Origin of the sequence: Noviherbaspirillum sp. (genome assembly GCF_035254685.1) — a bacterium.
Taxonomy (GTDB): domain Bacteria; phylum Pseudomonadota; class Gammaproteobacteria; order Burkholderiales; family Burkholderiaceae_D; genus Noviherbaspirillum.
The window spans coordinates 126,827-147,684 of sequence record NZ_DATFAI010000023.1 but is presented as its reverse complement, the minus strand read 5'-3'; the positions used below and the strand labels follow the sequence as shown (position 1 = coordinate 147,684).

At 59.3% G+C, this 20,858-nt stretch carries 28 protein-coding genes; 12 read left to right on the top strand and 16 right to left on the bottom strand.

All coding sequences use genetic code 11. The features are described from left to right. Position 1: 1 nt before the first annotated feature. Positions 2–1,630, bottom strand: coding sequence for a tetratricopeptide repeat protein (locus VJ698_RS10795; RefSeq protein ID WP_324102758.1), 1,629 nt, complete (start codon positions 1,628–1,630; stop codon positions 2–4). Positions 1,631–1,878: 248 nt separating this feature from the next. Here VJ698_RS10795 and VJ698_RS10790 point away from each other — a divergent pair, with 248 nt between their 5' ends. Both VJ698_RS10790 and VJ698_RS10785 read left to right on the top strand, forming a co-directional pair. Further along, positions 1,879–2,862 carry an HD-GYP domain-containing protein gene (locus VJ698_RS10790; RefSeq protein ID WP_324102757.1) on the top strand — a complete coding sequence of 328 codons (984 nt, stop codon included), beginning with the start codon at positions 1,879–1,881 and terminating at the stop codon, positions 2,860–2,862. Between the two features lie 235 nt (positions 2,863–3,097). After that, positions 3,098–4,021 carry a hypothetical protein gene (locus tag VJ698_RS10785; RefSeq protein WP_324102756.1) on the top strand — a complete coding sequence of 308 codons (924 nt, stop codon included), beginning with the start codon at positions 3,098–3,100 and terminating at the stop codon, positions 4,019–4,021. An 18-nt stretch (positions 4,022–4,039) separates the two neighbouring features. Here the strand turns inward: VJ698_RS10785 and VJ698_RS10780 are convergent, their stop codons facing one another. Then, entirely contained in the window at positions 4,040–4,240 is a 201-nt protein-coding gene (locus VJ698_RS10780; RefSeq protein WP_324102755.1) for a hypothetical protein, read from the bottom strand. Positions 4,241–4,359: 119 nt separating this feature from the next. Here VJ698_RS10780 and VJ698_RS10775 point away from each other — a divergent pair, with 119 nt between their 5' ends. From VJ698_RS10775 to VJ698_RS10765, 3 genes are all read left to right on the top strand, one after another. Next, complete coding sequence (locus tag VJ698_RS10775) at positions 4,360–4,695, top strand: hypothetical protein (RefSeq protein WP_324102754.1); 336 nt, start codon at positions 4,360–4,362, stop codon at positions 4,693–4,695. 89 nt (positions 4,696–4,784) lie between these two features. Next, on the top strand, positions 4,785–5,195 hold the full coding sequence (locus VJ698_RS10770) for a hypothetical protein (protein ID WP_324102753.1): 411 nt from the start codon (positions 4,785–4,787) through the stop codon (positions 5,193–5,195). Between the two features lie 373 nt (positions 5,196–5,568). After that, positions 5,569–5,706 carry a hypothetical protein gene (locus VJ698_RS10765; protein ID WP_324102752.1) on the top strand — a complete coding sequence of 46 codons (138 nt, stop codon included), beginning with the start codon at positions 5,569–5,571 and terminating at the stop codon, positions 5,704–5,706. Between the two features lie 15 nt (positions 5,707–5,721). Here the strand turns inward: VJ698_RS10765 and VJ698_RS10760 are convergent, their stop codons facing one another. Continuing rightward, positions 5,722–6,621, bottom strand: a complete 900-nt coding sequence (locus tag VJ698_RS10760) for a YihY/virulence factor BrkB family protein (protein ID WP_324102751.1) — start codon at positions 6,619–6,621, stop codon at positions 5,722–5,724. Positions 6,622–7,331: 710 nt separating this feature from the next. Here VJ698_RS10760 and VJ698_RS10755 point away from each other — a divergent pair. Then, positions 7,332–8,579: a hypothetical protein gene (locus VJ698_RS10755; RefSeq protein ID WP_324102750.1), complete on the top strand. Its 1,248-nt coding sequence runs from the start codon at positions 7,332–7,334 to the stop codon at positions 8,577–8,579. 112 nt (positions 8,580–8,691) lie between these two features. Here VJ698_RS10755 and VJ698_RS10750 read toward each other — a convergent pair whose 3' ends face one another. The 5 genes from VJ698_RS10750 to VJ698_RS10730 all read right to left on the bottom strand — a co-directional run bounded on the left by VJ698_RS10750 (position 8,692) and on the right by VJ698_RS10730 (position 12,577). Then, positions 8,692–9,372 (bottom strand): surface-adhesin E family protein, encoded by a 681-nt coding sequence (locus VJ698_RS10750; RefSeq protein WP_324102749.1) that lies wholly within the window; start codon positions 9,370–9,372, stop codon positions 8,692–8,694. Between the two features lie 57 nt (positions 9,373–9,429). Then, positions 9,430–11,124: a phosphoethanolamine--lipid A transferase gene (locus tag VJ698_RS10745; RefSeq protein WP_324102748.1), complete on the bottom strand. Its 1,695-nt coding sequence runs from the start codon at positions 11,122–11,124 to the stop codon at positions 9,430–9,432. A gap of 99 nt (positions 11,125–11,223) precedes the next feature. After that, the gene (locus tag VJ698_RS10740) at positions 11,224–11,607 is read right to left on the bottom strand and encodes a hypothetical protein (protein WP_324102747.1); all 384 of its coding nucleotides are present in this window, start codon (positions 11,605–11,607) and stop codon (positions 11,224–11,226) included. An 88-nt stretch (positions 11,608–11,695) separates the two neighbouring features. Continuing rightward, a complete protein-coding gene (locus VJ698_RS24600) occupies positions 11,696–12,118 on the bottom strand; it encodes a J domain-containing protein (RefSeq protein WP_414691146.1) in 423 nt (140 codons plus the stop codon). A 231-nt stretch (positions 12,119–12,349) separates the two neighbouring features. Next, the gene (locus tag VJ698_RS10730; RefSeq protein ID WP_324102746.1) at positions 12,350–12,577 is read right to left on the bottom strand and encodes a hypothetical protein; all 228 of its coding nucleotides are present in this window, start codon (positions 12,575–12,577) and stop codon (positions 12,350–12,352) included. A 197-nt stretch (positions 12,578–12,774) separates the two neighbouring features. On the opposite strand from VJ698_RS10730, the gene VJ698_RS10725 reads away from it, so the two are divergent. After that, complete coding sequence (locus VJ698_RS10725; RefSeq protein ID WP_324102745.1) at positions 12,775–13,008, top strand: hypothetical protein; 234 nt, start codon at positions 12,775–12,777, stop codon at positions 13,006–13,008. Positions 13,009–13,019: 11 nt separating this feature from the next. Here the strand turns inward: VJ698_RS10725 and VJ698_RS10720 are convergent, their stop codons facing one another. Continuing rightward, positions 13,020–13,244, bottom strand: coding sequence for a hypothetical protein (locus VJ698_RS10720; RefSeq protein WP_324102744.1), 225 nt, complete (start codon positions 13,242–13,244; stop codon positions 13,020–13,022). A 359-nt stretch (positions 13,245–13,603) separates the two neighbouring features. On the opposite strand from VJ698_RS10720, the gene VJ698_RS10715 reads away from it, so the two are divergent. Further along, complete coding sequence (locus VJ698_RS10715) at positions 13,604–13,849, top strand: hypothetical protein (protein ID WP_324102743.1); 246 nt, start codon at positions 13,604–13,606, stop codon at positions 13,847–13,849. A gap of 118 nt (positions 13,850–13,967) precedes the next feature. On the opposite strand, the gene VJ698_RS10710 is transcribed toward VJ698_RS10715, so the two are convergent. The 5 genes from VJ698_RS10710 to VJ698_RS10690 all read right to left on the bottom strand — a co-directional run bounded on the left by VJ698_RS10710 (position 13,968) and on the right by VJ698_RS10690 (position 17,113). After that, positions 13,968–15,080 (bottom strand): mechanosensitive ion channel family protein, encoded by a 1,113-nt coding sequence (locus VJ698_RS10710; RefSeq protein ID WP_324102742.1) that lies wholly within the window; start codon positions 15,078–15,080, stop codon positions 13,968–13,970. 212 nt (positions 15,081–15,292) lie between these two features. Next, positions 15,293–15,430, bottom strand: a complete 138-nt coding sequence (locus VJ698_RS10705) for a hypothetical protein (RefSeq protein WP_324102741.1) — start codon at positions 15,428–15,430, stop codon at positions 15,293–15,295. A 545-nt stretch (positions 15,431–15,975) separates the two neighbouring features. Next, entirely contained in the window at positions 15,976–16,311 is a 336-nt protein-coding gene (locus tag VJ698_RS10700) for a hypothetical protein (protein WP_324102740.1), read from the bottom strand. A gap of 189 nt (positions 16,312–16,500) precedes the next feature. Beyond that, positions 16,501–16,758, bottom strand: a complete 258-nt coding sequence (locus VJ698_RS10695; protein ID WP_324102739.1) for a DUF1488 family protein — start codon at positions 16,756–16,758, stop codon at positions 16,501–16,503. A gap of 127 nt (positions 16,759–16,885) precedes the next feature. After that, the gene (locus VJ698_RS10690) at positions 16,886–17,113 is read right to left on the bottom strand and encodes a hypothetical protein (RefSeq protein WP_324102738.1); all 228 of its coding nucleotides are present in this window, start codon (positions 17,111–17,113) and stop codon (positions 16,886–16,888) included. Between the two features lie 90 nt (positions 17,114–17,203). Between VJ698_RS10690 and VJ698_RS10685 the strand changes: the two genes are divergently transcribed. Then, complete coding sequence (locus VJ698_RS10685; protein ID WP_324102737.1) at positions 17,204–17,596, top strand: hypothetical protein; 393 nt, start codon at positions 17,204–17,206, stop codon at positions 17,594–17,596. A gap of 124 nt (positions 17,597–17,720) precedes the next feature. Here VJ698_RS10685 and VJ698_RS10680 read toward each other — a convergent pair whose 3' ends face one another. Then, the gene (locus VJ698_RS10680; RefSeq protein ID WP_324102736.1) at positions 17,721–18,128 is read right to left on the bottom strand and encodes a hypothetical protein; all 408 of its coding nucleotides are present in this window, start codon (positions 18,126–18,128) and stop codon (positions 17,721–17,723) included. A 459-nt stretch (positions 18,129–18,587) separates the two neighbouring features. On the opposite strand from VJ698_RS10680, the gene VJ698_RS10675 reads away from it, so the two are divergent. The 3 genes from VJ698_RS10675 (at position 18,588) to VJ698_RS10665 (ending at position 19,997) form a co-directional block, all read left to right on the top strand. Continuing rightward, positions 18,588–18,791, top strand: coding sequence for a hypothetical protein (locus VJ698_RS10675; RefSeq protein WP_324102735.1), 204 nt, complete (start codon positions 18,588–18,590; stop codon positions 18,789–18,791). A gap of 221 nt (positions 18,792–19,012) precedes the next feature. Next, positions 19,013–19,243, top strand: a complete 231-nt coding sequence (locus tag VJ698_RS10670; protein ID WP_324102734.1) for a hypothetical protein — start codon at positions 19,013–19,015, stop codon at positions 19,241–19,243. Positions 19,244–19,493: 250 nt separating this feature from the next. Further along, on the top strand, positions 19,494–19,997 hold the full coding sequence (locus VJ698_RS10665; protein WP_324102733.1) for a glycine zipper 2TM domain-containing protein: 504 nt from the start codon (positions 19,494–19,496) through the stop codon (positions 19,995–19,997). Between the two features lie 113 nt (positions 19,998–20,110). Here VJ698_RS10665 and VJ698_RS10660 read toward each other — a convergent pair whose 3' ends face one another. Continuing rightward, positions 20,111–20,809, bottom strand: coding sequence for a UPF0149 family protein (locus VJ698_RS10660; RefSeq protein WP_324102732.1), 699 nt, complete (start codon positions 20,807–20,809; stop codon positions 20,111–20,113). Between the last annotated feature and the right edge of the window lie 49 nt (positions 20,810–20,858).

The following is a 20,858-nucleotide window of genomic DNA, read 5'->3' as shown; positions in this document are numbered from 1 at the left end:
CTCATTCCTTCTTCGCGGTGCGGCTGAGGGTCTCGCGCAGGAAACGGTACATCTTCGTGACGCGCTCGTTGCCCGGCATGAGCGTATCGAGCTTGGACAAGTAGTTGTTGACCTTCGCCACGTAGTCAATGTTGAGGCCTTTCTGGCTCATCCACAGCAGGTGCAATTGCGCTGCCGCGAGCAGCACGCCGGTATTCTCCGGCATCGCAGCCAGCGCTTCGTCCAGCTTGGCCAGCGATTCGTCAAACTGTGCCTTGCGCATCAGTGCATTGGCTTCGGCCACGATCGCGGTGACTTCGCTGAGGGCGTGATCGACGATCTGCCCGGCCATTTCCTCCTTGCCGGTGTCTTTCAGCACCTTGCGCGCGAGCGATACAAGCCGATTGTTTTCATGGTCGGCCATGACCGCTTTCTTCAGGATGCTTGCGCCTTCGTCGTCACGGCCGATCGAAAAAGCTGCCTTGGCAAGCGCCAGCGCGGAGGCATCCGCCTTGGTGGTGTCGACCAGGCTCCTGGCAATGGAATACGCCTTTTCCGCTTCCTCTGCATTGCCCAGGCTGACGTGTGCCTGGGCCTGCACAGCGGCCTGCGTGGCGACGAATGCATTGGACTCGGCAAAGTGCTTGGGTGCGGTGGAGAGGATCTGCAGCGCTTCCTTCGCCTCGCCGGCGTCAACATGCACCTGTGCCAGCGAGAGCATGTCTGAGGGCTGGGCGGTGAGTGAGCCCTTGGTATGGTGCAGCGCCTTGCTGAAGGCGGTCTTTGCCCGTTCCAGGTCGCCGGTGCGGTAGGCGACATCGCCGACCATGCGGCTGCGCCGCGCGGACGGAATGACTTCATAGGACTGGTTCAGGACTTCGAGCGCTTCCTGTTCGTCGCCCTGGCTCTCCGCCACTTTGGCCAGCAGGTCGTACGCCGGGATATATTTGGCATTACTGGCCAGTACTTCTTTCGCTGCCGCCCTGGCATCGTCGAGCTTGCCGGCGATCTGGTGACAGGTCGCAATGCCCAGCCTGGCCCAGACCAGGTCGTCGCGCACCGAAAGCGCCTGCCTGTACACGGTGAGCGCATCTTCCGGCTTGCCCAGTTCGAGCAGGGACGTGGCCTTGATCTTCAGGATGTCGAGTGCGAATTTCGGTGCTGCCTGCAGCATGCGGTCGCATTCCGCCACGGCGCCGAGCGTGTCCTTCAGCTTGAGGCGACCGACGATGGTGCGCAGCGCGTTCTGCTTGTCGAGCAGGCGCTCGATGCGTTCCAGCAGCTTGGCGCCCGTCAGCGGCTTGACCATGTAGGCGTCGGGCTGGAATTCGGCGGCGCTGGCGACGAGATCGTAGGCGGCTTCGGCGGTCACCATGATGAACATGGTGGCGGGCGAGAGCATGTTCTGCGAACGCAGGAATTCCAGCATCTGCTGGCCGTTGGTTTCCTTGTTCAGGTTGTAGTCGCAGACGATGATGTCGTAGGGGGTCTTGCGAATCTGGCTGATCGCCTCATCGGGCGTCCCCGCCTGATCCACCAGGCCAATGCCGAGCTGCCCCAGCTGGTTGCGGATGTTCTGCCGCATCGTCGCCATGTCGTCGACGACGAGCGCTCGAAGATTGGCGAGACGCTGGTTGGTAATCGTGGCCATAAGAAAACATCGGGTTATACGGGCTTCATGATAAGTCTAACGTTATATTGTTGCTAGCTGGAAATATTTTTTATGGCTACCATGATGCCGGTCACCTGTTTGTGGTATTTATTGACGCAGGGATAGTAAAAACCAAATGAGGCGACTGCCGTGAGTCGCGGGCGTTGTCTGTTTGTTATCGCACACAGACATTGCCGGCTGGCTCACCCGAACTGCAGGGCCGGACCACCAAGCAACAGGGGAAGCAAATGATTCAGCAACCCACCCATGAATCAGACATTGAAAGCGGCGGAAAGCATTCAGGAACGCAGTCGATCCTGCGCCTGATCAACGCCGCACACAAGCGCCTTGAACATCTTCTTTTCAACCTCGGCCGCGAGACGGATGTCCAGGCGGGCGTGATCGACATCGCCCGCGCACTGACGCATGCAACCGACCTGAACCCCAACATTGCGCTGGCCTGCATCCTGCTGAACCAAGAGGAGGGCAGCTATGCGGTGCGCCATTGCATCGACAGCGCCGTGGTGTCTCTGCTGGTGGCGCGCGCGTTGCAGAAAGGCCCGGCGGAGACGCTGACGATCATGGCCGCGGCGCTCACGATGAATGTCGGCATGCTGCCGAGCCAGGAACAGTTGCAGAGCCGCCTCAACGCCATTTCCGACCGCGAGCTTGCGCTGATCCACAACCATCCGCAGCAGGGCGTGGAGATGCTTGCGGCGGCGGGCGTTGCCGATCCGGACTGGCTGAGCTATGTGCTGGCGCATCACGAGAACGAGAATGGCAGTGGCTATCCGTTCCGCAAGACCGGCGATGAAATCCCCTTCAATGCAAAGATCATCTCCCTTGCCGATCGCTACTGCGCGCGGGTGTCCTCTCGCAGTTACCGCAAGTCGCTGCTGCCGAACGAGGCGCTGAGCGACATTCTCCTGGCCGACCATGACAGTGTCGATCCGATGCTCACCACCTGCTTTATTGGCGTGCTCGGTATCTATCCGACCGGCGCGATCGTGCGGCTTGCCAACGATGAAATCGGCGTTGTGGCGGGCAAGGGCGGCGGTCCGAATACACCTGTCGTGCACGCACTTATCGGGGCGCAAGGCGCACCGCTGCCCGGCCCGGTCAGGCGCGACACGGCGAATCCGCAATTCGCGGTGCGCGAAATGCTGAGCGAGGAGCGGGCGGGAGTGCGATTCAGCATGCAGCAGGTGTGGGGCGACGAAGCGAGGCCGTAACCACCGCTTGCGCGCATTCCCGTCCCTTCCAGTCATTCCTTTCCCTGGCCCGCTGCGCTCATTGGCAAGTCGCGTAGCGCGCGTCTGCCCTGCATGGCAGGCATGAGAGAAATCAATTCGCTCCATCGCGGCAAGCCGGATGATGGAAACCGCGCGTATGGCGGCCGTCATTCCGTCTTGCGCATGGTGGGCAGCCGGTGATGGCGGGCTGCCCCCGGTTTCCGGGAGATTTGGCATGGCCAGGCAGATCGCATTGCTCACGCTCCATGGCATGGGCGAAACCGTCGACAACTATTACGAAACGCTGCGCAACAAGTTGTTTGCGAAGCTGGATAACACGACGGACAAGCTTTCCTTCCAGGCTGTCAATTACCAGCGCCTGTTGCAGCCCAATGAACAGGAAGTGTGGAACCGGATGGACAAGGGCGACCTGCGCTGGGACGACCTGCGCCGGTTCCTGCTGTTCGGCTTCGCCGATGCGGCCGGGCTGGAAACCAACAAGGAAATGGACGGCTCTGTCTATGAAGGCGCGCAGCTCGACATCGCGCGCAAGCTGTGGGCAGCGCGGCGGGAAATGGGCGGCGACGGGCCTGTTGTCGTCATCGCGCAATCGCTCGGTTGCCAGGTGTTCTCCTGCTACGTCTACGATGCGCAGCGCGAAGCGGCGGGCGAGAAACGGTACGCCGGCATCTGGAAGGACATCGACCGTTTCAGCGAGCAGATCACCGGATCGAGGCAGCCGCTTTCGCCGCAGGAAAAATCCTTCCTGCGCGGCTCGACCCTGGTCGGCCTGCTGACCACAGGATGCAATATCCCGATTTTTGTTGCGGCCCACAAGCGCCTCAGCATTCGTGCCATCGACCGCCCCAACAACCAGTTCAAGTGGCTCAACCTCTTCGACCGGCACGATGCGCTCGGCTGGCCGCTTCGTCCGCCGGAAGGTGGATACGAAAGCCTGGTGGAAGACCGGCAGGTGAATGTCGGCGAGGGCCTGCTTGACTGGCTGAAGAGCTTCACGCCGATGTCGCATACCGCCTACTGGGAGGATGACGACGTGATCGCTGCGCTCGCCAGAATGATCATGCAGGGGCTGCTGCACCCGATCACGACCAGCCCGGTCTTGCCGCCCTCCGGCGCGCCTGCCCCGGATCCGCGTTGAGCGACCTGGCGTGCGGCGTCAAGTGTTGTCGCCACCCTTCACCGGGATGCCAAGGTCAATGCCATCGAGGTCGGTGACTTCACGCAAGGCGATGACATGGCCAACGAAAGGTTCTCTTTCATTCCATCCGTTCTGACGTGCGGGCACCAGCCAATAACCCTGCTCGTCGTGGACGATCCAGTACCGCGGATGGCGTGTGTATTCGTAGAGTGTGACCATTCTTGCCTCATTGCGATCGCAGCATGACAGGCTTGCATCGTCGCATTATTTCATGAAACAAACGCGCTGGAAGTGGCATAATCTGCGGCGTGGAAAATTGCAGTGAATCAAATCCTTCGATGCAAAGCACCAATCCCCCGCGCGCGCCCAGGCGCCACACCTTCTCCCTGCTTGCGACCGTCATCGGCATGCTCGGGTTCATGTCCTCCTTCACCCTGGCTGTGCACATGTTGCTCATGGACGGCAATCCAGGCTTTCTCTTCATCTGGCTGCTCGCCGCAGCCGCGACGCTCGTGTCGATGCGCTTTGACCGCAGGTGGCGTGCGGCGATGGAACGCATCAGCACGTTGAGAGCGCGCGAACTGATCAATCCCCTGCAGCGAAAGTGGAATGATGACGTGGAGGACGTGGTGTTTCGCGACTTACCTTCCGCCGCGCAGACTTCCATTCAGTAATGACCGTCGCGTGACGAAGGGCATTGCCCGCCTGATCCGAGACGCATGTTAGTATCGTTCATGCAAGTCTTCGAACAAAGACGATTACCATGCTTGAGCTGTACAGTCATAGTTCCATCGACATCGCCGTCGACCGCGATACCCTGATCCTTCATGTCAACTGGAAGGGATACCAGAGCATGAACACCGGGACCAGTGGCTGCGAACGCATCCTGGAACTGATGACACGGCACAAGGCATACAAGATCCTCAATGACAATTCCAACGTCAGGGGACTCTGGATGGAAGTCGCCGAATGGGCCGCGAAGGACTGGTTCCCGCGCATGAAGCGGGCAGGCATGCAGCAGTTCGCATGGGTCTACAGTCCGACCAAATTCTCCCAGTTGTCGACCGATGTTGCGCTTGCGCTGATCGATACCAGCGCGCACGGCATCGAAGTCTTCTCCGACACGGCGCAGGCACTCGCCTGGCTTACGCGCTCCGGCCAGCCTTCGTCATAGGCCGTTTGATAAGCGTCATCACCCGGTAATACTGCCCCGCTATCATTCCCTTATCTGCTGTACATGCAACCGATATGCATGACCGCAGCCCGGTGTGTCCTGCCCGAAAACACGGGCAGGCACGCCACCCGCATTTCATTCACCTTCGCTGACATCTGGCCTTCCGTGCTGTCTTCGTGCTGTTCTCATCGCTTCCGCTGTTCTCTTGCATTCGCGCCGATGTTCGCGGCAATCATTCGCGCCGATATTCGCGCCGATATTCGCGGCAGCACCGTTGCTTTTGCGTCAGCTTGTGCCAGTCGTCACATCGGGCGTTCCGTGCCTTTCCTACAATTCTCACCAGGAACAACCCTCTTTTCACAGGGAGATCATCATGGGCAAAACCCTGCATGAGCGTGTCCGCCTCAAAGGGAGATACGCGCTGTTCAGTTTCAGTCGCCTGCGCATGGCCGCGCTGGGCGTGACCACCATCCTTGCACTGGCCGTGGTTGCGATGCAGATGTTCTTCTGAGCGGCGACAGCATGTTCAGCCAGTGTGGAAGGTCGGCGGTGGCCGGTGTGATTCATCTTCCCCGACACGTTCGTATTCGGCAATCACTTGCGCGCCGAACAGTACCAGGGTCGCTGCAACTTCCAGGCTGAGCAGCACCACGATTGCCGTCGTCAGCGATCCGTACACCACATTCACCTGCGATAGCGTGGCGAAATACCATACAAGCACGTGGCGGGTAATTTCCCAGAGCAGGGCGGCAGTGACGCCGCCGAGCAGCGCATGCCGGACCGACAGGCGCCCGACCGGCATCACCATGTACACCGACGTCAGGAGAAGTATCTCGCCGGCCAACCCGAGCAGATAGAGCAGCAAGCCGGAGAAGCCGCGCAATGACCACGTCCTTCCCAGTAAATTGACGCTTTCCTGTCCGATCGTCTGCAGACTTCCTGCAACCAGTGTAACGAGCAGCAGCCCGACGCCGAGTGCGAAGATATAGAAGTACGGCAGCAATGCCGAAATCAGGTAGTGCCGTCTGCGAATGGCCACGCGGTGGAAGAAGATCACCGACATTGCGTTCTCCAGCACCGTGAATGCCAGCGAGCTGAAGAAGAGCATGGTGACGAGCAATACCCATCCGATGATCTCACGGTTTGCCAGAAAGTTCGCCAGTTCCTTGACGATCGCTCTCGATTGCCCGGGCAGCAGCCATTCGAGGTAACGTCCGATGGTCTGCAGGAGTTCAGCCTGGTCGATGAAATGCGACAACGCAATCACTGTGACGATCAGCAGGGGCACGATCGATAGCAGCGCATAGTAGGCCACCGCGCCTGCGAGCAGGAGTCCCTGGTTGGCGCGGAAGCTCTTCAGTGTCCTGAGCGCAAATGCTCCAGGGTCCTTCAGGATTTCACGGGTTCGGTAATCGATGATATGCATGTTGATTCATGTTGGCGGCCCAAGTCCTGAATACACAGTACAAGATTTTTTCCAGGAAAAAGGCTTGTGCTTCCTCAAGTTTCCTTCCGTTGCCGTGTGGTCTTTGCCACAGGTGAACCGCAAGGCTTAACAGTCATCAAGGCCATTGCGCTGACGCACAGGAAAATCTACCAGGCGGAATGAGATAGGGTTCATTTCCGCTTCTTCCCGGGAGCGGTTTTCAGGAAGGCACATCGACATCTTTTCGCTGTCGCTTTCCTGGATGCCGCTCCAGACACCGTTGCGACACCTGTCCAGCCACGATGTTGCAAGCAGACTTGGCCGACCCGAAGCATGTGGATGCATTGCCGAGGCGAGGCGATTGCCAGGTATTGAATAACTGAAAGGTCAGCATGGAAAATTCAATGACACGGAAGCGTCAACGCTCACTGTTTCCCGGAGACGAGACAAAGCCCGTCCTCTTTCATATTAAGCCGATCATCGCCGCCATGATGGCAGCGAGCGTATTGGCGGCATGCGGCGGAGGCGGCGGTTCAGGATCATCGACGACTTCACCGGCGACCAATACCGGGAACAACGGCGGAACCCAGCCGGCTCCGACCCCAAATCCCGCACCAACCCCCGCGCCAACCCCCACACCGGCGCCCACGCCAACACCAGCGCCGACTCCTGCCCCCACACCGACACCGCCGGCGCCGGTCGCCGACGCCATGACCATGTCCTGCGTCGACGGGCCCGAGTATCAATGCAGCGGTGGTAGCATCATCCGTACCGACAACGGTGTTGCGCTGACCCGCTCGGGGGTGCAGGTGTATGGCAAGTCCACCAGCGACCTTGCCACGCCGAATGCCACCCCGACCACGGCCCTCGGCCTGGCTCCCGCATCTGGCGGCGTGGCCGAGTTCAGGCTGGCGAAGGACGCGAACAGCGTCGTATCGAAACCCGTGCTCCTGCTGAGCAACCTCGGACTGAGCTGGGACGGCAAGGTCGAACGTCCGCCGATCATCGAGACCTTCCGCACCACCGCAGGACATGTCCAGCTTGCAGCAAACGGCGCCGTCACCTCGATTGCGCTTCCGCCCAGCTCGGATCTGAGCTTCTACAACTTCGCAACGCTCAAGGGCGCGGCAACCCAGGCGAATTACGCGAACAATGCCTACTTCCCGCGTACTGACCCGTCGCGCTGCCCGGCGGACCTCATTCCATGTCCCACCACGGAAACCACTGGTGTGCAGACGGTGCAGGGTGACTGGCGCACCGGCGGCGGCCAACTGGACTGGATGGTGGCAACCCGCCTGCATGAGGACGGCGACGTGCATGCCGGCGACGGCATCCCGAACTCCACCGGCCCCGGCGTGCCTTTCCCGGGCGGCAAGGGCTACCGCGGCATTGGTGGCTGGACCGAGCAGTACGCCAACCTCGGTACATGGGAGAGCCAGGATACGGTTCTGCTCGAGGAGTGGGCTGCGCTTGGCCAGGAGCACAACAAGAAGCGGCGTGGCCTGGTGTCCTTCGGCGCGGTGACCGATCCGGCGACGGTGCCTACAACCGGCACCGCCACATACAGCGGTATCGTCTACGGCTGGTATGCCTCCAACGGCAAGGAAGAGCCGCCGGTATTCCGTGGTGACGCGACGATTACCGTCGATTTCGCAACACGTCTGGTCACGATCGCCTTCCAGAACACGAAGACCTTTGATGCCGCCGGAAATGCCGTTCCGCTGTCCTTCACGACGACCGCGGCAATGGGCGCGGCCGGCGCGAGCGTGGCCAACTACCTGACCGCACCTGCCGCTGCCGGCGCGCTCACCGGCGGCATCAGCGGCCGCTACTACGGTCCGGTGGTGTCGACGGGGTCGGGTGGGACGGGACCTGCGGAAATCGGTGGTGCGCTGCAGTTGTCGAATGCGAGTACTGGTGCAACGGCGGTCGCCGGCTTTATCGCCCGCAAACGCTGATCGGCGCACCGGCGTAGCCGGAAGCGGATTTCACCACGCTGCATGACGGCGCAATGAGGGAATGGCGGCGGTGAAGGCGCGACGGATGCGCCGGTGACCTGGTGCACACTAATTATGTGCCGTCGGCAGATCTGCGGGCTCGCGCAGACTGCCTTCGTGCAGGCGCTTTCTTGTCGCTGGCGGATTTGTTATCGCCGGCGGATTTATTCTCTCCGGCTGGTTTCTTTTCACCCGCCGGTTTCTTTTCGCCGTCAGCGCTCTTGTCGTTCGCGGCCTGCTTGTCATCGGCGGGCTTCGCCGCTGCCTTCTTGTGCGCAGGTTTGCTGCGCGGCTTCGGAGCGCAGGCAGTATTGATTAGCTGCTCGTCCAGCGAATCGGGCACGGCATCGAACATCTCGATGCCATTCGCCTTGCTTGTCCCCACGATCTCGCCCTTGCCGAAGCGCTCCGCGTAATAGGACGTTTCCGCAACGCCGAGAGTCGCGGATTTGCAGTCGATCACCACGCGTTCCCGCGCCGAGAGGTAGGCGTGTTCCTTCTCGAAGTATTCCGCGTAGGGATATTCGGTATCGCGCCAAACGGCCAGGCGGCCCTTGTCGGCCTTCTTGACATTTTTGTGCAGGAACACCGCCGCATTGTGGCGCTTGCCGAGCTGATGCCAGTTCGCCGTAAGTTCATGCGGGCCTTGTTCATAAAGGCCATTCACCGTGGGCGTGGCGGGAGCTTGTGCGGGGGCGGCGGGGGCATGCAGTGCGAGGCACAGCACGACGCCGCCGGAAAGGAACCTGTTCATGAATGCCTCCCTCCATCGAATGTGCTTGCGCCCCACCGGCGCGCCAGGCGGCGCAGCTTATTGTGAAGCGCTTGTATTGCTTGCCAGGACCGCGTCATGCCGGCATGCAGCGAATATGTCCATGCTGCCCTGGTACATCGCATTCTTCACGCCCATGCCGCCGAGGACGGTATGGTACAGATTGTCATGGCTGAACGGCTTGTCGACAAGAGCGCGCATGCAGGCGCTGTCGAGCGAGAAGCGCCGGCGGTAGCCATCCGACATCCACAGGATGAAGGGCACTTTCTTCTGTTCGACCGGGGCAAACATGTAAGGCGCACCATGCAGGTACAGGCCTTTCTCGCCGAGCGATTCACCATGGTCGGACACGTAGATCAGCACGGTGTCGAAACGGTCCGACAGGGATTTGAGGATGGCGATCTGGCGCGACAGGTTGTAATCGGTATAAACGATAGAGTTGTCGTAGGCGTTGCGGATCTGTTCTTCGGAACACTCTTTCAGCTCGTTGGTATTGCAGACCGGCGTGAAGCGTTCGAAGCGCGCAGGATAGCGCTTCGAATAAGCCGGCCCGTGACTGCCGATCTGGTGGAAGGTGAACACGGTATCGTCATGGATCGCGCGCAGCGACTGCTCCAGCCCCTGCAACATGATCTCGTCGTAGCAGGACTCGCTGTTGCACAGCGCGGCATCATTGTGTCCATCGTAGCTGATCGTCCTGGCGCGGGCGCTGACGCCCTTGCTGCCGGAGTTGTTGTCTCGCCACTCAACGCCGATACCTGCCTTGGCGAGTGCGTCGAGCAGGTTGGTGGTGTGGAGGGCGACCGGGACGGTGAAATGCTCCTGGCCGAGATGCGAGAACATGCAGGGCACGGAAATCGCTGTCGAAGTCCCGCAGGAACTGACATTGTTGAAGTAATACAGGCCGTCGACCTTCGATAGTTCCGGATTGGTCGGCCGGTCATAGCCGCCGAGCTGGAAATTGAGCCCGCGCGCCGTTTCGCCAACGACGAGGAACATCAGCAGCGGCTTGTTGTGCGCGGTCTTCATGAAGCGCGTGGTCGCACCGCGAGTATCGACGAAGGTATTGTCTTGCGCGTTCGGCATCGTGCCGCGCGCGTACTGGATCGCGCCTTGCACCGCGGCGCCGGGGCTGAGCAGGTAGCGCAGGTTCTTGTGTTCACGCGCGAACGAGCTGTAATTCGCAGAGAAGGCGAACAGCATGGCGGCACTCGCTGCCAGTCCGCCGACAAAAAATGCAAGACGCTGCATCACCTGTCGCTTGAACCCGATTTTCTGCAGGCGCACCCGCCATACCAGCAAGGACGGCAGGACGCCGAGTACGGCCACGTACAGGGCGAAGCGGGCATTGAACAGGGCACCCGCCTCGCGCCGATCGGTTTCGAACAGGTTGCGGATCATCTCCTTGTCGATGAACACGCCGTAGGCATCGGCAGAATACGAGGCCATTGCCGCGACCATGAACAGCACTGTCGCCGTCGCCTGCAGCAGGCGCCTGCCGGGAATCAGCAGGAGAAAGGTCGTGTGGAGGAAGAGCAGCACGGCAAACAGCGAAGCCATGAACAGCGTGTCACTGAGCGTGCCATTCCAGAGAGCCGCGCTGGTTTCGCGCCAGAAGCGGAAGTTGTGGAAAACCAGGAAGATTGTGGAAATGACAATCGCCAGCGCGACAGGGGAACGGAATTGAAATTGAAATCTTGTCTTTTCTGCGCCCGGGGCTGTGTCGATCAGCATGCTATAGGAGATGTAGGCGAAGCGGCAAGCTCGCCGTGGGAGTTGCTGGGAAAGCGCGAAGTATACACCGGCCACGGCCTTGCGTCGGGCTAGCGTCCGTTATCGCTTCACGCAGCTGAGATAAAGATAACTGGCAAAGAGCACCGTGATTACGATGCAGGAGAAGGCAAACCCGATCCCCGCGCTCATGCAGGCCAGCGCCGCGCACAGATGGCCGGTGCTTTCCTGCGCTGTCGCCGTCATGCGGTCCGAAAGCAGTTGCATGAGTTGCAAAGTGCAGAGCGCGATGCCGACCCATTTCCAGACATAGAAGGGCAGCACCTTGCGCTGCGCACGGTTGTAGCGGTAATTGGCGATCCTTTGCTCCATGCTCCCTTTGCCGGCATCCCGGAAGATCCATAGTGGAACGGCAAGACGCCAGATATACCGGAGCCGAAGCGAGATCATTTCCCGCAGTCGCCGCAGCGGGTTATTTGCTTTCATGAACCAGTCCCTCCTCCTGCTTAGGCGGGATTCCGGGAAATGTGTTCCCGGAGCGAATGGCGGGCAAGGGCAGGCAGGAGTGGGGGAATCAGGTCTTGCGGAAGAGTTTGCGCGAAAAGTGGTCCAGCATCATGCGCAACTTATGGGCGAGGCGCGAGAAATCGAGCAGCGACTTGTAGCGCGAGCCATGGAAATGGAAAACGGACCGATGCGTTCGGCGAGAACTGTGTCGGTGCGCATGCCTGTGCGAGTGGTGGTGTATTTCACGTGCGGAGGCGTCATCCGCTTCCATCCGCGTGATCCACTCATCGTGCTCCCGGCGCTTGACAGGATCGGAGAGCACTTCATAGGCGACGTTGATGATCTGGATGATGCGCATCGCATTGGCACTGTTGCCGTTGCGGTCCGGATGATGCTTTTGCGACAGTGTCTTGTACGCGGCACGAATCACTTCAGGGGGAGCATCGCGCGCCACCTTCAAATTGTCGTAATGGGTATGGACTCGTGCCATTTGCGGCAATCCGAAAACGTTGGTTTTTATTGGTAGAGTTAGAGTCGCGTGTTGCCCGCTTCGTTCGCATCCGTGCACATCTGTTCATGCATCGGACGTATCGTAAGTCGGCACAAGTGCGTGCATATTGCAATTTATCAAGCGCGCTTGTGAATTTGTTCAGCCTGACACGGAGATGCGGCGCAAGGGCAAGGGTGGCTGGTGACGAGCGATGATGATCGGAGGAAGAATTCAGATCTTGCCAGTCTCGAGGAAGCGGTTGCCGGTGCGCCGCGCAACTTCAAGAGCGTCGTCGTAGTCCGCGATAGCCTGCGCGGATGCATGATGCTTTTCAAGCACGCATCTGAAATCCTGTACTTCGTCATCGAATTCATACACGCTGACGTAGGGATCCCAGCCACCGGGAACCTCATGGGCAATCAGGTGAAGCTGGTACTTTCCGACAGTCTCGATCTGCATGGGGAATCCTTCCGAACGCGTTCAATCCTAGCATTGCATGTCGGCGCTTCATTGACCCGAATCAGGCGATGACAAGCATGGCAAGACAATGTGGCAAAGGGTGCGATTATCGTTAGCCGCCGCGTCGTGTTGCGGAACAAATCCCGGCGGCGCAAGGTCTAGGCAGTTTGAATTTTCGTTTTCCACGGGAAATGCATATGGCCTGTTCCTCCCTGCCCGATGATGAACTGGCAGCGCTCCGCCGCCTGGAAGCCGCTGTGCGTGCATGCGGATTGCCGACGATGATGGTATCCGGGCAGAAGCAGCTTGATGCCTTGGCAAAAGCGCTGAAGGAGGTGGATGATGCGCGCAACAAATCGATCGCGGGAAGTGCGCGACCCGGGTTTTCGCCATGCGCCGAGCAGCAGGGAATGGAAGTGAAGATGGATTGATGGCGGATCGGTCAGCCGCCCGTGTTCCACCAGGCGCCGAGCAGGCCGGTGACATAGGTGGCGATCCCGGTCGTGATGGATACTGCGGCCGCAATCGGGGAGTCTGCCATGATCGCAACGAGTCCGCCGGCAATGACTGCACCGCCAAGCAGCCGTATCAGTTTATATTCCTTCAGCGCGGTTTCCCCCGCGTTGCCTTCGTCACCTTCATCGCCTTCGTGCCTCGGTTCTGTCACCGGATAGCTGCATTCCGGACAGATTTCCGCCATTGCGGGCAAGCGTGCCCCGCATTCGGTACATGCACTCCCTGAAGACTTGCCTCTCCTTGCCCACATTTTGCGTGCCCAGTCCTGCAACGGTTTCCAAAAATTTCAGCAGCGTAATTAGACACCTGCCCCGATGAGCGGCCTAGCCATATATATGGGATATGCAGGTGCGATCACAGAACCGCTCTGCTGAACAAGGAACGCATCTTGCAGGCTTGATGCCAAAGCCGTGCCACTGCTGTAATTCCCGGCACCCGTCTTCATCGCCGTGTAATAAATACACGCCATGATTGGCGTAATTGGCACGTATTGCCGACAGGAGGTCGCACGTGAAAGTAACCGATGACATGGTGCAAGTCGCCGTCAAGAAGGCAGTCGAGGCAGGGCTGTTGCCACGAGATGCACGCCACGACCAGACCAGGTTCTACGATGGCCTGATGGAATTGATTCTGCAGGCAGCATTTGAGCTCGCAGAAGAGGATGAAGGTGAAGTGATGCCGCCGGTTTTCCATTCGCCTGGCATGGCACCGAACTTCATGTTGCCGAACTCTCGGACGCAAGCGCGACGGCCGTGAACTTGCTCACATTTGCTGTGGCCAACTTTGTGGATAACCAGGGGCAAGTATCTTTATCTTTCTGATTTGCAAGCAAAATTTCACATTGATTAAAATCAGGGCAGGCGCCGCAATGCGATCAGGCGCCAGCCGGCTGCGTCATCTCGACCGCCGCCCGGATGTTCGGCAGGAATTCGGGGTATTCGGCTTGAATGAACCGGATCAGGTTCTCGCGCAGGCGGCAGCGCAGGTCCCATGAGCGCGACGCATCGCCGGCGCTGACCAGTACGCGCACCTGCATGGCATGCTGGCCGGCTTCCACCACCTGCACCAGGCACAAGCGTCCATCCCAATCCTGGGCATCCCGACAGATTCGCTCCGCCTCTCTGCGCAAGGGCTCGAGGGGCATGCGGTAATCGACCCACAGCAGGACGGTGCCGAGGATTTCGGAGCTGGTCCTGGTCCAGTTCTGGAACGGGTTTTCGATGAACCACTGCAGCGGAACGATCATCCTGCGCTGGTCCCAGAGGCGCACCACGACGTAGGTTCCGGTGATTTCTTCGATCTGCCCCCATTCGTTCTGCACGATGACCACATCTTGCAGACGGATCGGCTGGGTCAGGGCGATCTGCATGCCGGCGAGGAGATTCCCCAGCACCGGTTTGGCGGCGAAGCCGACCACCAGTCCGGCCACGCCGGCGGAGGCGAGCAGGCTGGTGCCGATCTGGCGCAGGCCCGGCAAGGTCATCAGGGCTGCGCCTGACCCGATGAGGATGATCATCACGATGGCAACGCGACCCAGCACCCGGGTCTGGGTCTGGATGCGACGAGCCTGCAGGTTGTCGGGCGCGTCGGCGGGATTGAGTTCGATGATGGTGTGTGTGATGGCCCGCACGCAGCGCACACCGAGCCATGTCAGGGCGGCGATGAGGCCGAGCGCATCCAGCTGCCGCGCGCCTGCGATTCCGCCGAGCGAGTCCGGTGCATTGCGCAGGATGACCTGAGCGAGAAGAAGGAACACCATCATCCCGCCGGCGCGATGCCCGTACAGCACGAGGCGGCGCGAGAACGGCAGCGGCGCAGTCAGGCGCAGCAGGAGCGCGGTTCCGATGCGATGCGCGACCAGCACCGCGAGCAAGGCGAACAGCAGCTGGATGATGATTCCTATCCAGGGCATGCGGGTCACCAGTACAACCCACGGCATGATGGCGTAAGCGATGGTCGTCAGCCAGTCAGGCAATTGTTCTGTCATCGGATATCGTTGGATGATCCCGAGAGTGCAAAAGCAAGATGCGGAACATCTCGCACCGGACGGCATGCGGCGCACGGAAAGAGCGGCCGACGCGTGCGGCCTGAAGGCCGCCTTCGACGTCCGGGTTCAAAAGCTGCCTTCGCAGCGCGGCAATGCCGGCTGCTTGTGGCAAGCGCGACAGGCGAGGTCGGCTTGTGGCAGGAACGCGGGTCTTATTTCACTTTCTTGCCCCGTGCTTCCGGATTATGGTCGGGCACCGGTTCTTCATCGGGTGTGGGCTTCTTGTCAGGCGTCGGCTCGTCGCCGGGAAGCGGTTCCGTGGGAACCTGATGTTCATCTGACATCGACATCGTTTGCTCCGTTTGATCCATGCGCCGATCGTACTCCGCGCGGGGGCGGGCTCATTGAGGCAAATCATGCACCCCGGCACCCCTGCTGCGATGCCTCAGAAGGCAGGGCGTAGGAAAGATATAAAAGTGGAGAATGACAGGTATTGCAAAAATAAAGCGGATTGATGAGAGCACCTTCGGTATAGTGAAAGCGTCTCCTCCAACTCTCCTTGAATTGGATTGGCCCGCAACCGAAAGGTCTGCGGGCTTTTTTTCGTCTAAAGAAATCGAGATGGCTTCGGCAAGAAGCCATCGTCTGCGGGGAAGAAGGGTAGTTTCCATGGGCAATTCTTGTTCGCAAGGAGAAAGCCCATGGAAATGAATGACTTGCAGAACAATCCACACGCTTATCCACATACTTGACCACAGTTCCTGTGGGTAAGTATCAGCGTATTCCTGCCCTGTAAAAACTGCTCACAGCGCTGGCATGGACCAGGCATGCGAGCAGCTTTGTCCTCCAGATGGCCGGACAGCGCGCTGCCCGGTTCTCGCATGCCATCCGCTGTTCAGGCCGCCGATGAACTGGCAGTGGCGCTCGCCGCGGCCTGGGCCTTCGGCTTGAACTGCTTGTCGCTGATGCGGAATTTCGTGCGACGGTCGCCCATCAGGTGACGCAGGTCCTTGATGCTCAGGTCCGAGACTTCGTGCATGCGGATCAGGAGAGATGCGCCAACCGGAAGCCTCCGATGACGGATCTTGCTGATCAGCGGAGGCGCAACTTCAAGCGCGCGCGAAAGGGCTGCATCGTTTTTCAGGTTCAGCCTTTCGATCAGCGACTCCAGCAAGTTGTTGGGGTCGTATTGATATTGCTCGGATTGGTTTGTCTCTTTAAATTCGTTCATCTGCTGTTCCCCGTTTCTGGTTCAATCTGGATCCTATTCTGATCAATCGTGCGAATGCATTTTTGATAATTCTCAGAGGTGCTTGTTTCCGGCTCCATCGCGAGAGTGTGTGCTTGCCTATCGATGCCCGCAGATGATCTGCTTCGTGTGCGCGCCCACGATGTTCTTGCGACGGAGGTTCGAGTGCGGTCAAACGAAATAGGCAGCGCCGAGGATCAGCGGCGAGCCGCTGACGCCAGCGACCACGAGTCTGCGCGCGACACTGTGGATCTGATCTTCGAATTCGCGATAGGTTTGCATGAAATCCGTCTGGCCGCTGCCTTTCATGCGGCGCAAATGGGCCAGTGCATTCTTCGACACGAGGCATTCGCGGTCGGTGAATCCGACTTCGACGGTAAATGTCACGCCTTCATCGGCGACTTTGGGTTCGGCGATTGTCTTGCTCATTATTTTTCTCCATGGGTTGACTCTGAGGGGGGGCTTGTCTCCTCCTTGATGGTAGTGAGCGATTCATGTGCAGTATTGACGCGGGTCAATTCCATTGAGCGCTGCAATCAAGCTTCGCGCGCCTCGTTCAACGGGGATGCGACTGGAACAGCGTGAGTTCCCATTCGCGCTCCTGCGGCGCATATCGCAAGATGTAGGTGTCGCCGTCGCTCCCCATGACCTTATAGTAGCTGTGGTCGCGCGCAATCCAGCGATCGACGATGGTCGCCACGGCGATGCGTCGCGCGCCGAGCAGGAACGCAACCGGTTCCCTGTCGCCGTGCGGGTCGGCGCGGCTCTCGACATGCAGGATCATGTTCAGTGCTCCGGGATGATGCGGGTAAGGTCATGCTCGCCATTGTTGGGCACGACGATGCGCCATTCGTTCCGGTGGTGGAGGGTGAGCGTGGAAGCTGAAGTGCTTGCGCAAATCCCGATTGTCACCAAGAATGTCTGTCATGCGGCGCGAGAAGACGGCCGGGTATCACATGAGCAGGGAGAACAGACGATGTATCTCGATCATCCAAAAATCAGCGCGACCAACAGCAACACGGAACCTGATCGCATCGAACGGCTGAACCGCGTTTATGGCTACGCGCTTGCGGTCGCGGATTCGTCCGGCAACGGGGACTTTCTCGCCAGGTTGTCGCAGCTGCACGATCACAAGGGCAAGTTGATTGTGGTCTGGTTCTCCGAACCGACGGATGGGGAAAAGGAGTGCTTCGTGAAAGCATGGAGCAGCAAGATCGGCGACGAGAGCACCAACGTGGAGCACGAGATCAGGCCGCCGGCGATCTGACGCGGGCTCCCGGCATCAGGTGCGTCAATGAGTAAATGAAAACCCGCATGCCCCTGGAGACATGCGGGTTTGTTTTTTTGTCGCGTCCACTCGCCGAACGATCATCAGTGCATCAATGCCTGCGTCATTTCGATGCCGGCACCAGCGTGATGACGTTGGCGCTGGAAATCTGGTCCTGGATCTGTTCAATCTCTGCCAGCAGACTCATCAGCGAACGCAACCACGGATAGCGCGTATAGCGCAGGCTCCGATTGTTCGTCTCCAGGTCAGCGATGAATTGCGGCGTGATGATATGCGGATGCCTGGTGCTGCATACGCCGCCATGAATCTGGGCGCGCTTGCCCAGGTACGCCATCGCGCACGCACGCTTGTAGGCCGCGACGCTTCCGTAGCGATCAATGATCGCCTTGTCTTCCTTGCTGCGAGCGATGCATTGCATATAAGCCTTCCAATCACCTTCGCGGATCTCGATGGCCCCCGACTTCGGGCTGATATCGGGAACCACATCTTCTGAATCAAGTACTGCTGACACACTACCTCCCGAGCGTCGCGATATGCGGGGACATTGGCTTCCCCCTGTTGAAGCGGTCTGTTTTGACGCGACGCAAAAGGAAAAAGTTCACTCAGGAAACAGATCAATTTTCCATTGTAGATTCGAACAAGGGTGTACCTTGACGAGATGATGGGCATCGCTTGCATGCGCGGCGGCGAATCAGAAATTGCGGGCTGAATCTGTACCTGATTGTCGGTTAAAAAATGCTCGGCCATGATGCAATATCGATGCGATCGGACACAGTTCCAGGGTGGGCGAATCGCGTTTCTCCAAGCGCGGGGTTTGGCCCGCTGGCGCAAGGCAGCGGGCCTTTTTATGCCGGCCGCAACACTCGTGCGAATTTTTTGCCATACTTTTCAACGCACGGGCGGAACGGACTATACTTCTTCCAGAATTCCCCCGCGATGCCATTGCGGAACTTCATCTTTCGGCTCCATCATGAAGGCAGACCAAACGGATAATCGTACCGACAATGCCAGTGAAGCTGACGGCATGCGGCCACGGAGCATGGCCGACCTCAAGCCGAAGGGCGCGTGCTGGTACTGCAACCAGCCGCTCGACAATGTGCGTCGCTTTTGCAGCAAGGCCTGCGCCGATGATTACCGTATTGAAGAAGAAGCCTTCACCAATCCTCCTCCATAGCATCCGCATGCGCTAGTCTCGTCGTTACGGGCCGGGCGCGTGGCTCGCCTGCTGCTGTCGTGCAACAGAGTTTTAACAAAGCTTGAGCATGGACAATATGCCGCGGCCGATGCTTCGTGTTATCGCAGACTCTTCATGGACGTTCAAGACTAACTTGGTGCAAGGCAGATGGGTGCCTTCATTGAAAAGTTGGTCCGTATGACGGACATCAGGAGCGAAAGATGACCCCGGAAGAAATCGTCACCGATCTCAACACGAAGAATCGGGACATACTCTACGCACGTTCAGACTATCAGCATCTCACGCACGACCAGGTCCTGGCGCTGATGGATTCCGCGGCGATGCGTGGATTCAAACTTGGCAGCAACGTGGCATTGTCGATGGTGAAGGGTGCGTTGCTCGTGCAACTGGCGCGCAGTGTTGGTTCGAGGAAGGACACCTCGGGCGTATAGCGGGTGGCTGCCGGAAAATTGCTGCACATCCGGATTGCGCCGCAATTCCCCGTGTGGTGCGGCCTGCGCGCTTTGGAATGATGACCGGCGCGCTCTTTCGTTTCCCCATCAAACATAAGCATGGGGAGCATTACCCGGTAAGCATTGGATACACTCTATACAATTCGTTACATATCCCTGTACAACTTAAAATATCGCAACACGTTAACGGGGATAGTATTGAGATGTCCTTGTTCTCCGGGAGTAATGAATGAAAACGAAAACGCCTGCGACGCTGCTCGCTTCCCTTGCTTGCCTGTGCAGTTTTCCTGCCGCTTACGCCGCCGATTTCGACGATTATGCGCGCGTGCTGAGCGTGACGCCGCAAGTCGAGCAGGTCAATTATCCGCAACAGGAATGCCATACTGAATACGTGCCGGTGCAGCGTCAGCAGCGCAGCGTTGGCGGCTCGATCCTCGGCGGCCTCGCCGGCGGCATCATCGGCAACCAGGTGGGCGGCGGCAGCGGCCGCAGCGTTGCAACAGCGGCAGGTGCAATTGCTGGCGCCATCGTCGGCGACCGCATGGAAAACAGCGAGACACCCGTGGCGGAATCGCAGCCGGTCAATCGTTGCCGCACCGTCGACAACTGGCAGTCGCGCACAAGCGGCTATGCCGTGACCTACGAGTATCACGGCCACACCTATACCAACGTCATGCCCTACGATCCGGGCGAGAAAATGCGGGTCCGCGTCTCGGTAATGCCGGCGCGCTGAAACCGCCACCAGGCATTGCGTGCCCGCTCATGCGGCGAGTTTCAACGCAGAGCGCCGGTTCGCACCGGCGCTTTTTCCTTTTTGCCTGGCCGAAAAAATTTCCGTGACCGGTGCTACTGAGCGGATTGATCCGCGCCGCAGCATTTCTTGAACTTCTTGCCGCTGCCGCAGGGACAGGGATCGTTACGGCCGACTTTCGCCGCCTCGCGCTGCACCTGCTGCACCGCCGACTTGCGCAGCGGTTTCCAGAAGCGATGGATGTGCGGAATGCCTGCTTCCATTTCCACGGCCAGCTTGTGGCGCTTGAAAGGATCATCCACCAGCGGCATTTCATCTTCCTCGATTTCCTCCGCACCGAGCAGATAGATCGGCTCAACCATCGCGGCGATATTGGAAGACCAGATCGGCTCCCAAGCCTCGGCGCGCAATTCCATCCCTTCCCAGAAGCCCCAGGCCCAGGCCTCTGCATCGAGCAGGGTGCGGCCTTCCACTTCGTGTTCGCAGACCAGCGGCTCGAATTCCTTCGGCGCGACCTCGAAAGTCATCAGGACCTCGTTCATGAATCGGGCGATCAGGGCTGTAATGCGTTCGGCCTCCTTCGGTGACTTGAACTGCGGCCCTTCCTTGCCTTTGGAACCCCACACATGCGGCAACCATTCCGCCATCGGCACTTCTTCCGGGCCGATGGCAAGCGCAGTAAGGAAACCGTGCAGCGAATCCATCGTCATGCCGTCGTCGGCGCAGCGGTCGGAGAGGAGGAACTGGTCGAGTTCTTTGAATTCCTTGTCGGAGAGCGGGTCGTCGAGGTGCATGGGGCAAAGAAGAATGTTTGAAGGCCGGTAGTGTACCGCGCGAGGCCGT

Coding starts and splice junctions, on each gene's coding strand:
- VJ698_RS10795 (WP_324102758.1), bottom strand. CDS start 1,630: ATGGCCACGATTACCAACCAGCGTCTCGCCAATCTTCGAGCGCTCGTC.
- VJ698_RS10790 (WP_324102757.1), top strand. CDS start 1,879: ATGATTCAGCAACCCACCCATGAATCAGACATTGAAAGCGGCGGAAAG.
- VJ698_RS10785 (WP_324102756.1), top strand. CDS start 3,098: ATGGCCAGGCAGATCGCATTGCTCACGCTCCATGGCATGGGCGAAACC.
- VJ698_RS10780 (WP_324102755.1), bottom strand. CDS start 4,240: ATGGTCACACTCTACGAATACACACGCCATCCGCGGTACTGGATCGTC.
- VJ698_RS10775 (WP_324102754.1), top strand. CDS start 4,360: ATGCAAAGCACCAATCCCCCGCGCGCGCCCAGGCGCCACACCTTCTCC.
- VJ698_RS10770 (WP_324102753.1), top strand. CDS start 4,785: ATGCTTGAGCTGTACAGTCATAGTTCCATCGACATCGCCGTCGACCGC.
- VJ698_RS10765 (WP_324102752.1), top strand. CDS start 5,569: ATGGGCAAAACCCTGCATGAGCGTGTCCGCCTCAAAGGGAGATACGCG.
- VJ698_RS10760 (WP_324102751.1), bottom strand. CDS start 6,621: ATGCATATCATCGATTACCGAACCCGTGAAATCCTGAAGGACCCTGGA.
- VJ698_RS10755 (WP_324102750.1), top strand. CDS start 7,332: ATGACCATGTCCTGCGTCGACGGGCCCGAGTATCAATGCAGCGGTGGT.
- VJ698_RS10750 (WP_324102749.1), bottom strand. CDS start 9,372: ATGAACAGGTTCCTTTCCGGCGGCGTCGTGCTGTGCCTCGCACTGCAT.
- VJ698_RS10745 (WP_324102748.1), bottom strand. CDS start 11,124: ATGCTGATCGACACAGCCCCGGGCGCAGAAAAGACAAGATTTCAATTT.
- VJ698_RS10740 (WP_324102747.1), bottom strand. CDS start 11,607: ATGAAAGCAAATAACCCGCTGCGGCGACTGCGGGAAATGATCTCGCTT.
- VJ698_RS24600 (WP_414691146.1), bottom strand. CDS start 12,118: ATGGCACGAGTCCATACCCATTACGACAATTTGAAGGTGGCGCGCGAT.
- VJ698_RS10730 (WP_324102746.1), bottom strand. CDS start 12,577: ATGCAGATCGAGACTGTCGGAAAGTACCAGCTTCACCTGATTGCCCAT.
- VJ698_RS10725 (WP_324102745.1), top strand. CDS start 12,775: ATGGCCTGTTCCTCCCTGCCCGATGATGAACTGGCAGCGCTCCGCCGC.
- VJ698_RS10710 (WP_324102742.1), bottom strand. CDS start 15,080: ATGACAGAACAATTGCCTGACTGGCTGACGACCATCGCTTACGCCATC.
- VJ698_RS10705 (WP_324102741.1), bottom strand. CDS start 15,430: ATGTCGATGTCAGATGAACATCAGGTTCCCACGGAACCGCTTCCCGGC.
- VJ698_RS10700 (WP_324102740.1), bottom strand. CDS start 16,311: ATGAACGAATTTAAAGAGACAAACCAATCCGAGCAATATCAATACGAC.
- VJ698_RS10695 (WP_324102739.1), bottom strand. CDS start 16,758: ATGAGCAAGACAATCGCCGAACCCAAAGTCGCCGATGAAGGCGTGACA.
- VJ698_RS10690 (WP_324102738.1), bottom strand. CDS start 17,113: ATGATCCTGCATGTCGAGAGCCGCGCCGACCCGCACGGCGACAGGGAA.
- VJ698_RS10675 (WP_324102735.1), top strand. CDS start 18,588: ATGAAGGCAGACCAAACGGATAATCGTACCGACAATGCCAGTGAAGCT.
- VJ698_RS10670 (WP_324102734.1), top strand. CDS start 19,013: ATGACCCCGGAAGAAATCGTCACCGATCTCAACACGAAGAATCGGGAC.
- VJ698_RS10665 (WP_324102733.1), top strand. CDS start 19,494: ATGAAAACGAAAACGCCTGCGACGCTGCTCGCTTCCCTTGCTTGCCTG.
- VJ698_RS10660 (WP_324102732.1), bottom strand. CDS start 20,809: ATGCACCTCGACGACCCGCTCTCCGACAAGGAATTCAAAGAACTCGAC.